Below are 14,122 nucleotides of genomic sequence, written 5' to 3'. Positions count from 1 at the left end.
GATGGGGCTGATTCGGTTCATTCGCAGCGGCGGCAGGATCGCCTGGATCCTCATCGCCACCGTCGTAATCACGATCGTCGCGAGCACAATGTTGTTCGCGAACACGCTCGACATTCGCTACCGGCGCGACATCAGTCGCATCGTTTACAATCACAACACCGGCCTCCTCGATCAGATTCGCCGCGAGATAGGTGAATCGAGCGACAGCTTGAACAAAATGCTGGCGAGCAGCCCCGACGCCCCAACGCGCGACAAGCCCTACGTCGTCGTGTCCATCGCCGATCATCGTCTCTGGTACAAGCTCGCCGACTCGACGCTCTTCACGACACAGGTCGCGACAGGAAGCGGGAAGATCCTCGAGAAGAGCGGCGGCGGCAGTCATTGGCGTTTCGAGACGCCGCGTGGCCGGCTGGTCGTGGAATCCAAGGAACAGGAGCCGGATTGGGTGCCACCTGATTGGCACTTTGTCGAGCAGGCGCAGAAGCGCGGCCTCGGATTGATCCATCTCAATCGCGGACAGTACATTGCCCTCGCCGACGGCAGTCAGATCATCGTTGACGGGATGGACGTGGTCAAACGCGCTCTCGACGGGCAAGAGCAACCGCTGGAGGCGGCGGAAGGCAAGGAGATCCTCGCCAATGGCAACATTGTCATCCCGCCGTATGGCACTCGTCAACGGAAATACAGAGGGGTGCTCGGTACCTTCCGACTGAATCTCGGTGACGGCTACGCGCTTCACGGCACCGACGACCCATCATCGATTGGCCGGTCGGTCAGTCACGGGTGCGTGAGACTGAGAAACGAAGACATCGAAACGCTTTACAACATTGTTCCGGTAGGAACGCCGGTATACATCTACTAGATCTTCGTACCGATCGCTGTCCGATTGGTCAGGGCGGCAACCATTTCGTGATCTTGGCAGTCTAATGATTCGGCACGTCATTGGTTAAGTTGTGGCGCAGCACGGGCGTGCGCGCGTTGATCGGCACACGCCACCATATTCCGGTGTCACGCGTCGCTGAGCTTTCCTAACTCATCGACTTAGCATGGTTTACGCTAACGGTTATCCCCCCGAGCCGTTGGTCGTCAAAGCATTCAGGAGGCTCGTACATCATGACGGTTCCCGGTCGGGCCGGCGCCAGTCGCGCCGCCCTCACCCTTCTCTGCGTCGGCTTGGCGCTCGTCGCCCCATTGTCACCGGCGGAGGCGATCGCCGCGCCTTCGGTGAGAGCCGTGGGAACCGACTCGTTGCTCCGCGGTGCGGTCGCCTCGAGCGCTATGCACCCGGCAGACGACTCCCTGAGGGGCCGCAGTGGCAAGCTGCTCATGCGGCTGGTAACGAGGGCACGCGCGACTCTCGCGCTGCCCTTTTTTGCGCGCTTTTTCGGCGATTCTGCGGTCGAGCGGCCTGGACTTTATTCCGTTCCGGATAGCATTCTTGCGCACCCGTTCTCGTTCATCGCGCTGCGACCCTTCACGGACAAGCAAAAGGGACGTGTCGGGCTCTATCGGTTGGGGTTCTGGCCGAGCGAGCGTGGCCGCAATACGACGGATGCGTACGAGAATCCCGATGGATTTATCGAGGTGACGCCGGACAACCAAAACATGCAGATCTCGGAGCACTTCACGCTTTCGGACTTCCTCACTCACGATCAGCGCGAGGTGTGGCCGAAGTATCTGGTACTCAACGAAGATCTTGTCGACAAGCTCGAGCTGGTGATTGCTCAACTGCAACACGATGGCGTACCCGTCCGGCGCATGGTTGTCATGAGCGGCTTCAGAACGCCGTGGTATAACCGGCATGGCGGGCGAGTCGGAGGCCGCGCGGAGCTGAGTCGGCACATGTACGGTGATGCTGCCGACGTGTACATCGACAACGGCTCTGGACGCATGGCCGATTTGAATCACGACGGCCGCGTCGATTCGCGCGATGCGAAAGTCATCCTCAAAGCCGTTGAAAAAGTCGAGCGGGAGCATCCCGAGCTCTCCGGCGGCGTCGGCGTGTACCGCGCTACGCGCAGCCACGGACCATTCGCCCACATCGACGTGCGCGGCTGGCGTGCGCGTTGGGGGAGATCCTGATGCCGGCCGATGAGCGGCCGGCACCGGCACCCTCGACATCGACAAAGCGGAAATCGGGGCGTCGCGCGGCCTGGGCATCTAGCACCTTGTTTGGCGTGGCGGCCATTGGAGCGATGCAATTCGTCCACGCTCCGGAAATGCCGCGTTCTCCGTTCGCACAATTCGTTGGCCCTACGGCATGGGCGTCGATCGACGCATTCGGCACGAGTCGCGAGTTGAAGCTCCGCTTCGCTCTCCCGGGTCGTCGCGTTGAATTTCCACTCGCCGTGGCAGGCGACCCAACCGGATTTCAGTACGAGTGGGTGCCGGCCTCGGGATCCGCTCCGGTGACCGAGCCACGGCCGCTGGCCGGCGGCATCGCAGCTCCTACGCGGCCCGGCTTTTACCAACTGATGCTATTGCACCGCTCGGCGCAGGACTCGATGGCCATGGACACCGAGCGTGTCACCGAGCCGACGCTAGCGGTCATGGTGCCGTTCGCGGAAAAATCCGCTGGAGTGCTCAATGGCTACAAGATCGGCACGTATCTATCCGAGCGGTTCGGTCGGGATGACGATGCGCCCGACGGCTTCATCGAGGTGCAGCCTGGCGACGTCCAGCTCAGCGTCAGCAAGCACTTCCATCTCGGCGACTTCCTGACGCATGACACGCAGACGGACGTGTGGCCCAAGTATGTCGCGCTCAATCCGCGTTTACTCGACAAGCTCGAGTTGGTTGTTGCGCAGGTGGCAAAGATGCGCGGAGTGCCGGCGGATTCGATGGTAGCATTGGACGTTCACTCCGGCTTCCGCACACCGGCGCATAACGCGCAAGTGCAGCGTGCCGCGCGTGACAGCCGCCATCAGTACGGCGATGCCGCGGACGTTGTCATCGATGCCGACGGCGATGGCCGAATCACGCGTGCCGACAGTCGGATCGTGGTGAATGCCGTTGACTCTGTCGAGGAATCGCACCCGGATCTCGTCGGCGGACTTGGTGTCTATACGAGCGATCGCTACCGTACGCCCTATGTGCACATTGATGCTCGTGGACATCGTTCGCGTTGGCGCGGATGATTGGCGAGATGTCGCGGGTCCAGTCGCGCTGGTCGAGCATGGCGCGGCCTTGTTGAGGATGAAGTCGTCGCGTGGTCTCGTGCGACGACTTTTGATTTTCGGCATGAAGCTCGCACCCATGTGATTCGGTGCGGCCCCCCGAGTTGTGTGAACTTTTTTCCAAGGACCGCCGTCAATGAACGAGCATCTTCGCGAACGTATCCTCAGAAAGCTGGACACGCTTCCTGACGAGCGTGGTTATCAGATACTAGACTACGTCGAATTTCTGGAATCGCGCTACGCCGAGCGACAGCCGGCTGTCGCGACTCCGTTCACACGATTCACCGAGGCCGTCGAAGACCGACTTCGCGCGGGGAAGGTCTCGGCGTCTACGATCGCTGAAGCAGTGGGCCTTATGAATCGCGCGGCGAACGTCCTGAACGGAGCCCTCGCGGCAGGCCGTTCGGTAGCGAACGATATCGTGAGCGCGACGCGATCGACGACGACAGGCCAGACGCCATCGCAGTCCTCGCCGACACAAGGAAATGGTACGACGAATCCCGAGGCGTCGTCGCCAGCACATGACACCAAGGTTCCGGGCAGCGGGGAGGAGAAGCTCTGATGGCAACGGCAACACGACGACGGCCGCGGCCGGAGCGTGCACCTGGTGACGAAGACGCAGTACGTCGCGCTCCCCGTAAGGGTGCGAAGCGAACAGTCCTGCATTACATCCGTCAGTTGCCGAACTTCCTCCGACTGCTGTTCGGCCTCATTACCGATCCACGGGTTGCGTTGGTTGACAAGGTGCTCGTTTTCGGTGCGATCGCATACATCATTACTCCGATCGATCTCATTCCGGATTTCATTCCGTTCATTGGTGAAGTCGATGATGTGTATCTGCTGGTGATCGCGCTGCAGCGATTGATCTCGAACGCTGGACGGATGGTGTTGCTCGATCATTGGGGCGGTGAGGCGGAGGATCTCGCCGATCTCAATCTCCAGGGCGCGCTGGCGGCTGCTGCGTTCTTTTTGCCGCGTCGCATCCGACGTCGTCTTCGGGTCATCGGCCGATCGTGAATGAGTAAGTGACTGCGGGCACTGTCACACCGCAGTGCACGCGCCTACATTTCGCCATGGCGACCACAACTCGACCTCCGTCTCAGCCCGCGCCTCGCGATCGACGAGGCAGCGGGCTTTCGCGTATTAAGGACGCTCCCGACGAGCAGGCAGCCACCCGCGTTCGAATCGACGTCGCGCTGACGTTCGACGACGTCCTCCTCGTACCTGCCCATTCGGTTACACATCCACGCGATGTCGACATATCATCGCGATTCACACGCGGCATCGAGCTGCGCGTACCGCTCGTCTCCGCGGCCATGGATACGGTCACCGAGTCGGAGATGGCCATCGCCATGGCGCGCGCCGGCGGCATTGGCGTCTTACACAAGAACATGTCAATCGATCGGCAGGCCGCCGAAGTCGATCGGGTGAAACGCTCGGAATCGGGAATGATCCTGAACCCGATCACGCTGCGGCCCGGCGACACCGTGCGCGAGGCGAATGCACTCATGAATCGCTTCCGCATCTCCGGCGTTCCGATCGTCGACGAAGATGGGAAGCTGGTCGGCATCATCACGAATCGCGATCTGCAGTTCGAACGCAATCTCGATCGTCAGCTTCGCGACGCGATGACACGCGATCGACTTGTGACCGCGCCGGTCGGGACGACGCTCGACGCGGCGGAAGAGATTCTCGCGAAACATCGAATCGAGAAATTGCCGGTCGTGGACGACACGGGCACGCTGCGCGGACTGATCACCGTCAAAGACATTCACAAGCGCCGACAGTATCCTGATGCGAACAAGGATCAGTACGGTCGCTTGCGTGTCGCCGCAGCAATCGGTAGCACCGGCGACTATGTGGTGCGCGGGAAGGCGCTCATCGAAGCGGGTGTCGATGCGATCGTGATCGATACCGCGCACGGCCATAGCGAAGCGGTGCTCGTAGCCGCCGCCGAGATTCGACAGCGATTCCCGGAAGTGCAGCTCATTGCCGGCAACGTGGCGACGCGGGAAGGTGCGAAAGCGCTCGTCGAGCGTGGCGTCGACGCGGTGAAAGTCGGAGTCGGGCCGGGCTCGATCTGCACGACGCGGGTCGTCACCGGTGTCGGCGTTCCTCAGCTGACGGCGATTCTCGAAGCCGTCGAGGGAGCCGGTGATGTTCCGGTGATTGCCGATGGCGGCATCAAGTACTCCGGCGACGCGGTGAAAGCGCTCGCGGCTGGCGCGTCGAGCGTGATGATGGGATCGATGCTCGCCGGAACCGAAGAGAGCCCTGGCGAGGCGTTCTTGCTCGAGGGTCGCCGATTCAAGATGGTGCGCGGCATGGGCAGTCTGTCGGCGATGCAGGACGGCAGCGCAGACCGCTACTTCCAGGAGGGTGAGCTTTCACCTCGGAAGCTGGTTCCCGAGGGCATCGAGGGTCGCGTGCCGTATAAGGGGCCGGTCGGCGACGTGTTGTTCCAGATGGTCGGTGGCCTCCGGAGCGGCATGGGATACGTGGGCTGCAGCAGCGTGGACGCTCTCCGCTCGGAGACGCAGTTCGTGCGCATAACGATGGCCGGACTTCGCGAGTCGCATCCGCACGATGTGACGATCACGAGAGAAGCGCCTAACTACAGTTTGTGATTGGTCGTTGGTGGCTGGTTGTTGGTTGGTTCGGTGGGCCCGCGCGCATCGCTCGCGGGCTTCAATTTTTGGCAGCGACCAATACCCGCAACGACCCGCCTCCTTGACAAGCCGCCCCGCGAGCGGCGAACTTCACGCGTTGCGCCGCTGTATACAACACATGCGCTGCGATATGAATCGTTCGCCGTAAATCTCGAACGGTTTCCCCCCTCACTGCGGCGCCCTTTTGCCGCGACGACTTCGCACCTCCCTGGAGAAAACCACCATGGGTTTGTGGTCGACGAAGAGCATTTCCCTCCTCCAACAGGAGGCCGCGACCGAAGGACAGCACACGCTCAAGCGCGCACTCGGCGCGCTCAACCTGACAACGCTCGGCATCGGAGCCATCATCGGTGCCGGCATTTTCGTTTTGACGGGTACCGCAGCCGCGCAGTACGCGGGTCCGGCCGTCGTGCTGTCGTTCATCCTCGCCGGTGTCGGTTGTCTTTTCGCGGGGCTCTGTTACGCCGAGTTCGCAGCGATGATCCCGATCGCCGGAAGCGCGTACACGTACGGATACGCGACGCTCGGTGAGCTCGTCGCCTGGATCATCGGCTGGGACTTGATTCTCGAGTACCTCTTCGGTGCCGCGACGGTCGCCGTAGGTTGGGCTGGCTACTTCGCCTCATTCATGTCGGAGCTTGGTCTCAAGCTGCCGCTGGCATACACCCAGGCTCCGCTCAGCGTCGAGGGGACCCACACTCTGGTTCGCTCGGCGCTCTGTATCGACCCGGCGACGAACCAGGCGATATCGCTCACCGCTGGTCAGGTCTGTGATACCAGCAAGTATGTCCTCAGTCACGGCGTCATCAACATTCCCGCGATCATCCTCATCGGTTTGATGTCGACGCTGCTCGTGATCGGCATCAAGGAGTCGGCGCGATTCAACAACTTCATCGTGTTCCTGAAGCTGGCAATCGTGTTTCTCGTGATCGCTTTCGGCTTCATGTTCGTCAACACCGCCAACTGGCACCCGTTCATCCCCGCGAATACGACCGGGGAATTCGGCCATTTCGGTTGGAGCGGAATCGTTCGGGCGGCAGGCGTGGTGTTCTTTGCCTACATCGGTTTCGACGCAGTCTCGACAGCAGCCCAGGAAGCGAAGAATCCGCAGCGCGACATGCCAATCGGGATTCTTGCTTCGTTAGGCATCTGCACCGTGCTGTACATCCTGATGGGACTGGTGATGACGGGCCTGGCGCACTACACGGACCTCAACGTTCCGCAGCCGGTGTTCATCGCCATCTCGAAAGCCCCATCGCTGCGCTGGCTGGGCTTCTTCGTGAACATCGGTGCGATCGCCGGTCTCGCATCCGTGGTGCTCGTCATGCTCATGGGGCAGCCGCGTATCTTCTTCTCAATGTCGCGTGACGGACTCCTGCCATCGGTCTTCGGGAAAGTTCACCCGAAGTTCCAGACGCCCTACGTCACGACAATCGTGACGGGTGTCGTTGCCGCTGCGGTCGCCGGATTCTTCCCGATCGGTCTGCTCGGAGAGCTGGTTTCGATCGGCACCTTGTTGGCGTTCGTGATCGTCTGCTTTGGCGTGATGGTTCTCCGATATCAGCGGCCGAACATTCCGCGACCCTTCCGGACGCCGCTCGTGCCCGTGGTGCCGATTCTGGGCATCCTGATCTGCGGCTACATGATGTACGGTCTGCCGCGCGACACATGGATTCGACTCATCGTCTGGATGGTGATCGGTTTGGTTATCTACTTCCTCTATGGCAAGAAACACTCGAAGGTGAAGGACAACATCGACTCGATGACGGCTGCAGCGGCTGACTGACTCAGGCGAGGTTATCTTCAGGCGGCGCCCGGTGAACACCGGGCGCCGCTTTGCGTTGGGGAGGAGGGGACGTCGCCGTCGTGGAACACACTGATTATCTCCGCATCTCGCCCGAGCGGCGGGCCGCCATTCAACGGCTCGCGCGCGAGCTCGTGCATGGACGGCGCGTTGTGCTCTCGACGCACATGAATGCCGATGGCGACGGATGCGGGTCGGAGACAGCGCTCGTCCGACTCCTCGCGCAGCGAGGGCTGCGATGCCGGATCGTCAACCCCACTCCGTGGCCATCACTGTTCGACTTCCTGCTCGGCGGCGATGTCATTGACGAGACGGCCAAGGGGAGCGCCGCACTCGCTGGGACAGATCTTCTGCTCGTCGCCGACATCAGCGACGTGAAGCGGCTGGGCAATCTCACGGAGAGCGTCCGGCGCCTAACGCTCCCGAAGATCGTCATCGACCACCACGTTGCCTCGGACGATCCCGCCGGCGACATTGTGCTCGCGGATACGAAGGCGTGTGCGACGGCCGAGTTGGTGTACGATCTCGCGTGCGAGCTCGAGCTCGAGATCACGCCGGAGATCGCGCGGTCACTCTACGTGGCGATACTGACCGATACGGGCGCGTTTCGCTACAGCAACACCACGCCGCGGAGTCACGCGATAGCCGCCGAGCTGCTGTCGCGCGGCGTCGATCCCGAGGAGATGTATCAGCGCGTCTACGCCTCGGCGCCCGCCGGTCGTGTGCGGCTTCTCGCCGAAGTGCTCGGCAGCCTCGGCGTCGACGAGCCGTGCGGCGTATCGTGGCTGACGATGCAGGCGGGATCCCTGGAGCGACATGGCGTGCGATCGGAGGATCTGGACGGCATCGTCGAGCATGCTCGATCGATCGCGGGCACGCGCCTGGCAATTTTTTTCCGCGATCTTGGCTACGGCAAGGTGAAAATCTCCTTTCGCAGCACGGGCGATGTAGACGTGAACCAGTTTGCGCGGCGCTTTGGTGGTGGCGGCCACGTCAAAGCCTCCGGCGCGCTCGTTCCTGGTACACTCGACGAAGTGCGCGACCGCGTCGTGAGCGATGCAAAGAACTTCCTCGGCTGCACGCGCTGAGCTCGCGCGACTGGTACCTTGTAACTGACACCCGATACTGTCCTTCGAATGTCTTCCCTTCTCGAGCGAGTAGAATCCGCGCTGGCGCGCATTCGCGATCCGCGCAGCGGCGCAGACGTGCTGACGGCGGAAAAAGTGCGCGACATCGCGACGTCGTCGGCCGGACGTATTCGCCTAACGCTGCTGCTATCGGCGAGCGACGACCCGACGCTCGCCCGGGATATTCGTCAGGCGCTGGAGCGTGTCGAAGGCGTTACGGAAGTGCGCGTGGACGTGCGAGACGCGACGGCGCCGTCGGAGACACCTGCCCGACCTACCGCCTCGTCGAAGCGAATACTCCCGGTGATGGAATCGCGACCGGCCGCGGCGCCGCGTCCTTCGGCGCCCACTCCGGTTGCGTACCCGAACCTCGGAACGATCATCGCTGTGTCGAGTGGGAAGGGAGGCGTCGGCAAGACGACAGTTGCGACGAATCTTGCCGTTGTCCTTGCTACGCAAGGCGCGCGCGTCGGCCTCATGGACGCTGATATCTACGGACCCAACGTGCCGCGCATGATGGGTGTGGACGAGCCGCCGTCGGTCATCGACGAGAAGATCATCCCACTCACCGCGCATGGCGTGAAGGTCATCAGTCTCGGCTTTCTCATCGAGAAGGAGCAGCCGGCGATTTGGCGCGGACCGATCATCATGAAGATCATCGGGCAGTTTCTTCGCGACGTGGCGTGGGGCGAGCTCGATTACTTCGTCGTCGACATGCCGCCAGGCACGGGCGACGCGCAGTTGTCGCTCGTGCAGTCCACCAACGTGCATGGAGCAATCATCGTCACCACGCCACAGGAAGTGTCGGTCGGCGATGCATTGCGCGGTGCGAAGATGTTCCAGCGGGTGAACGTGCCGGTGCTGGGAATCGTCGAGAACATGAGCTGGTTCGAGTGCCCGCACTGCGGTAAGCCGTCGGCGTTGTTCGGGTCAGGAGGAGGGGAACGGCTCGCCTCGTCGCTCGAGTTGCCGCTTCTCGGTCAGATTCCGCTCTATCCTCGCGTTCTCGAGGCCGGAGATCAGGGGCAACCAATCGTGGTCGCCGAGCCCGCGTCGTCCGCGGCAAAAGCGCTCGTGCATGTCGCGGAGCGAGTGCGCGAGGCGGCGCACGCCGCGGCCCATTAACCGCGCGAGCGCTGGACGCCGATGACGTCCACGGACGTCGTCGAGTCTGCGAGCATTCCGCTCGATCCACGAGACGGGCTCGCACCGGTTGGAGTTGCCGACAATCGAACGGCGGCGCACCTCATTCATGATTCGTTAGGCAAGACGATCGCGAGGGTCGCTCTTCCCGCGGTGGCATCGTCGCTTCTGATGACGCTGTTTGCCTCGGTAGATGCGTTCTGGGTCGGTACACGCCTCGGCGCGGACGGACTTGCCGCGGTCTCCACATCTCTGTTCTGGATCTGGATGATGGTCGCGCTCGCCGAGATGATCGGCGTTGGCCTAACAGCGGTTGCCGCCCGCCGGCACGGGGAGGGACGATCTGACGTGGCGGCAGGCGTGTGTGGCGATGCACTCCTGTTCACGCTGACGTTGGGGCTCGCCGTGACGATTGTGGGCTTGGCCGTTCTGCGCACGCTGTTCGTCGCGATGCAAACGCCGCCGGCGGTGACCGCACTCGGCTTGCGTTATCTGGGGACGTATCTGGCCGGTATCTCGCTCATCTATGGCTTCTTCGCCATCGATGCGACGTTCCGGGCATCTGGTGACACACGGACACCGTTCGTTCTGCTGATCGTATCAGTGGCGGTGACACTCGTCCTCGATCCAGCCCTGATACTCGGCTGGGGACCGCTGCCACGGTTAGGCATCGCGGGTGCGGCCATCTCCGGCGTGTGCACGCGGGGCGCGACCTTCGCCATGGGCGCGATCATCGCCATGCGGCGCGGTCTGTTGCGTCTGCGTCGCCCACAATGGGCATCGATCGCCGCGGTCTGTCGCGTCGGCCTGCCGACGGCCGTGACCGGCATTGTGTTTAGCATCATCTACATCGTCGTCACGCGGACAGCGACGCGCTTTGGCACGCCCGCGCTTGCGGCTCTCGGAATCGGTCACCGCGTCGAGAGCTGGCTCTTCATGGTTGGCGTGGGTTTCGGGGCGGCCACCGCGGCGATCGTTGGGCAAAATCTCGGCGCTGGACATGTCAAACGCGCGGAGCGGGCCGGCTGGCTGGCCGTCGCGCTCTGCTCCGTGCTTGGCCTTGTGGCTTGCATCGCCGATTTGCTCTACGCCCCGACGCTCGCGAGGCTCTTCACGGACGATCCCGCAGTGATCGCCGAGGCAGCACGTTACCTCAGGATCGCAGCGTTCTCGCAGCTGGGCATCTGCGCGGAGATCGTACTCGAGGGCGCGCTCGGCGGTGCGGGCGAGACACTGCCACCGATGATCGCGTCGTCGACGTTCACGGCCTCGCGCGTGCCGCTTGTTCCGGTGATGGCACATCGCTGGGGCAGTGAGGGCATCTGGTGGGCGATTTCACTGACGGCGATCGGCCGCGCGGTAAGCATGATGGGACTCTGGCGACTCGGACGCTGGAAGCGCAAATCCATCTGAGATGCGTCCGATAATCACGTTGCTCACGGATTTCGGCACCGCCGACGGATACGTGGGCGAGATCAAGGGCGTTCTGCTGGCGCGCGTTCCCGAAGTGACGCTCGTCGACATCACGCACGACATCCCGCCGCAAGACGTCGAGGCGGCGCGCTTCACAGTCGCGCGGGTCTGGCGCCGGTTTCCGGCCGGGACGGTGCACCTGGTAGCCGTCGATCCGGGCGTCGGTACGGAGCGCGCCGCGCTAGCGGTGCAAAGCGCCGATCGATTGCTCGTCGGCCCCGACAATGGCGTACTGTCGCCAGCACTGCTCACGGCCGACGCGTGTGCGGTGAGTCTGGCCGTGCCGCGAACTGCATCGGCCAGCTTTCACGGACGCGATGTTTTCGCGCCGGCGGCGGCAGCACTCGCGTTAGGCGCGAGTATCGAGACTCTCGGAGACACCGCAAGGCAACCGGTGATCCGTCGCACGCCGGAACCGCAGCGCATCGACGAGGGGGTACTCGCTGGTGTGGTGATCGGCATCGATCGATTCGGTAACGCGATCACCAATCTGGTCGGGCTGCGCGCCGGGATTATCGAGACCGCCGGCGCCGCGCTTCCGCTCCGTCGAACGTACGGCGAGGTGGCGCCTGGCACGGCGCTCGCCATCGTCGGCTCCTCGGGACTCATCGAGGTCGCTGTCCGCGATGGCAGCGCCGCGAAACAGCTGAACTTAACGAGAGGGAGCCCTGTCGTTTTCCGCTCGACGTCCTGACGCCACTCAGTTGGCGCGATCGAGCTCGATGCCGCCGAAGGTCGTCTGGGCGCGCAGTCGAAGGCGGTACTTCGCCTGATCCCAATTGTCGCTGTAATAGGCGTCGCCGCGCTTCACGAGGCCCTGTTGATCGAAGGAGGCAAGGAATTTCTGCACTTCCACGCGGACGCCAACGTCACGCGGCACGTGCAGGGTCAGCTTGCCTAACGCGAGATCGGCGTCGACCGACATGTCCTGCGTCCACTGTCCGCCGAAGTCCAGCTCCACGCTCCCGACGCCGCCCTCGACATGTACTCGAGACGCGTTTGCGTTCCCGAGGTTTCTTGCCTCGAAACTGGCCGCGCCCACATCGATCTCGATTGAGCGCATGCGGGAGAGATTCGGCGTCGAGAAATCGAGCACGGTCTCGCTCGCACCAGAGTCGAGACGCAACCCCGTAAGACTCAACCCGCCGAGATCCAATGACGCTTTTGTCGCGCCAAGCTCCAATCCAAGATCGATCGGGACAGCACGCGACAACGAAAGCCGCATCTCACCCTTCGACTTGTCGCCCATGTTGCGGCCGAAGTGCCCGGATTCACCATCGACGCCGAGGGTCAGCGTGTGCGCCGCGGCATCGTAGAGGTGAATCGGAGTCGTCGTCGCTTCGTCGTAGCGCAACGACATCGAGTAAAGCACGGGGGCGTTGGTAGCGCCGACGTCGATACGGCCGGCGCCGTACTGGACGCGCACTTTGTGCTGCACCGAATCACGAAGTTGCCGGGCCGATTCGACCGTACGCCACGATTGCGCCGGCGACGAGGTCAGAGGTATCGCCAACATCGCGAGTGCGGGCATGAGCCGAGCGGCAGCGCGCACTAGGCGTCCTTCACTGCGGTCGCTGGCCGACGGGCGGCGGTGACTCCTGTGACCGGCGTCGGCGTCTGCCATGCGAGGTCGTCTGGCGCCGGCCGTCGAGCCGCGGCTGCGCCACGAGGGCGCACGCCAAGATGCTTGGTACCTGCTCGCGAGAGCAACGCGGCGCCGAGGCCAACCGTGACCGCTACCCAGCTCACGGCGAGCGCGATGCCTCGAAGGATGGCGCCGGCAACCGGTTGCCAGGTAAAGAGGGCCGCGAGCAACCAGAGCCCCATGTACAGCACGAGCCCGATGAACAGGGCGCGCAGATTGGCCCCACGTGGCGTGTTCGACGACGTCGCATCGGAGCGGGCCCAGAAACTCCCCGTCAGTCGAGCGACCGCGAGGAATCCGAGCGCGAGCAAGCCCGCGAGCGCGATACCGTACGCAACGATTGCGAAGGGAACGAGCAGGATTCCGAGCAGAGTGAGGATGAGGCCAACGACAAGCAACGCAAGGACTGGAAGCGCCATGATCTCGCCGAGCACGCCCAGCCAGAACGCCTTGGCGAAGCTGCCCTCCATTGCCTCGACGACGCCGTCCATGTGCGGCTCCGCGAAGATCAGCACACCGAGCCCGATGATCACGAGAACGGCGAACCAACCGAGCACCAGCTTGATCGACTGCCACGTGGTGAGCGGAACGCTCTGCTGCGCGGCGCGCACCGGTTCGGTTGGGGCCGCGCTCAGCGTGACACGCTCCCCGTCGATCTGACCGCCATCGATCAGCACACGACCGCCGATCGAGACGGCATCACCAGTGATAACGCCGCCGCTGTGAACAACGATGTCGCCGTTGAGGACGTAGGCGCTTCCATCCACGCGACCGGAGACGTCGAGCGATCCGTCCGCAATAGCAATACGACCGCTCGCAGGAGCGGTCTGCGTGATCGCGCGCGGACCAACGGTAAAGCTGTCGGCGGGCGGAAAACGACTGCCCTCGGGCCGGGCGCGCATCTGCTCGATCTGTCGACGGAGTCGCTCGCTGAGGGGCTGCTGCGATTGACCTTGCGAGGCTGCGGCGGGACCGGCCGTTCGCGTGGTCGCAGCGGACTGCGCCGCCGCGACCGATGCGCATACGCCAACGAGCGCGAGCGCGACGACGTGCGAGGTCGCTACCGCGCTGATGGAACGCCCCAT

The 14,122-nt window shown here is 63.2% G+C and carries 13 protein-coding genes; 11 read left to right on the top strand and 2 right to left on the bottom strand.

Annotation, left to right across the window (positions count from 1 at the left end; translation table 11 throughout):
• Position 1 precedes the first annotated feature (1 nt).
• The 11 genes from VGH98_00805 to VGH98_00755 all read left to right on the top strand — a co-directional run bounded on the left by VGH98_00805 (position 2) and on the right by VGH98_00755 (position 12,086).
• Entirely contained in the window at positions 2–862 is an 861-nt protein-coding gene (locus VGH98_00805) for a L,D-transpeptidase (GenBank protein ID HEY2374486.1), read from the top strand.
• A 251-nt stretch (positions 863–1,113) separates the two neighbouring features.
• Complete coding sequence (locus VGH98_00800; protein HEY2374485.1) at positions 1,114–2,082, top strand: D-Ala-D-Ala carboxypeptidase family metallohydrolase; 969 nt, start codon at positions 1,114–1,116, stop codon at positions 2,080–2,082.
• 137 nt (positions 2,083–2,219) lie between these two features.
• On the top strand, positions 2,220–3,137 hold the full coding sequence (locus VGH98_00795; protein ID HEY2374484.1) for a D-Ala-D-Ala carboxypeptidase family metallohydrolase: 918 nt from the start codon (positions 2,220–2,222) through the stop codon (positions 3,135–3,137).
• A gap of 175 nt (positions 3,138–3,312) precedes the next feature.
• Positions 3,313–3,738 (top strand): hypothetical protein, encoded by a 426-nt coding sequence (locus tag VGH98_00790; protein ID HEY2374483.1) that lies wholly within the window; start codon positions 3,313–3,315, stop codon positions 3,736–3,738.
• Entirely contained in the window at positions 3,738–4,193 is a 456-nt protein-coding gene (locus tag VGH98_00785) for a DUF1232 domain-containing protein (protein HEY2374482.1), read from the top strand. Before VGH98_00790 ends, VGH98_00785 begins: the two co-directional genes overlap by 1 nt.
• A 56-nt stretch (positions 4,194–4,249) precedes the next feature.
• Complete coding sequence (gene guaB / locus VGH98_00780; GenBank protein HEY2374481.1) at positions 4,250–5,803, top strand: IMP dehydrogenase; 1,554 nt, start codon at positions 4,250–4,252, stop codon at positions 5,801–5,803.
• Positions 5,804–6,068: 265 nt separating this feature from the next.
• The gene (locus VGH98_00775; GenBank protein HEY2374480.1) at positions 6,069–7,631 is read left to right on the top strand and encodes an amino acid permease; all 1,563 of its coding nucleotides are present in this window, start codon (positions 6,069–6,071) and stop codon (positions 7,629–7,631) included.
• An 80-nt stretch (positions 7,632–7,711) separates the two neighbouring features.
• Positions 7,712–8,737, top strand: coding sequence for a bifunctional oligoribonuclease/PAP phosphatase NrnA (locus tag VGH98_00770; GenBank protein ID HEY2374479.1), 1,026 nt, complete (start codon positions 7,712–7,714; stop codon positions 8,735–8,737).
• Between the two features lie 48 nt (positions 8,738–8,785).
• Positions 8,786–9,901 (top strand): Mrp/NBP35 family ATP-binding protein, encoded by a 1,116-nt coding sequence (locus VGH98_00765; protein HEY2374478.1) that lies wholly within the window; start codon positions 8,786–8,788, stop codon positions 9,899–9,901.
• 21 nt (positions 9,902–9,922) lie between these two features.
• Entirely contained in the window at positions 9,923–11,332 is a 1,410-nt protein-coding gene (locus VGH98_00760; GenBank protein ID HEY2374477.1) for an MATE family efflux transporter, read from the top strand.
• 1 nt (position 11,333) lies between these two features.
• Entirely contained in the window at positions 11,334–12,086 is a 753-nt protein-coding gene (locus tag VGH98_00755; protein HEY2374476.1) for an SAM-dependent chlorinase/fluorinase, read from the top strand.
• A 6-nt stretch (positions 12,087–12,092) separates the two neighbouring features.
• On the opposite strand, the gene VGH98_00750 is transcribed toward VGH98_00755, so the two are convergent.
• Together VGH98_00750 and VGH98_00745 are read right to left on the bottom strand one after the other, a co-directional pair.
• On the bottom strand, positions 12,093–12,923 hold the full coding sequence (locus tag VGH98_00750) for a LiaF domain-containing protein (GenBank protein HEY2374475.1): 831 nt from the start codon (positions 12,921–12,923) through the stop codon (positions 12,093–12,095).
• Between the two features lie 20 nt (positions 12,924–12,943).
• On the bottom strand, positions 12,944–14,122 hold the full coding sequence (locus tag VGH98_00745; protein HEY2374474.1) for a hypothetical protein: 1,179 nt from the start codon (positions 14,120–14,122) through the stop codon (positions 12,944–12,946).

The organism is Gemmatimonadaceae bacterium, from assembly GCA_036496605.1.
Taxonomy (GTDB): Bacteria; Gemmatimonadota; Gemmatimonadetes; order Gemmatimonadales; family Gemmatimonadaceae; genus AG2.
Note: the sequence above shows the minus strand (reverse complement) of the source record. Positions and strands in the feature narration are given on the sequence as shown.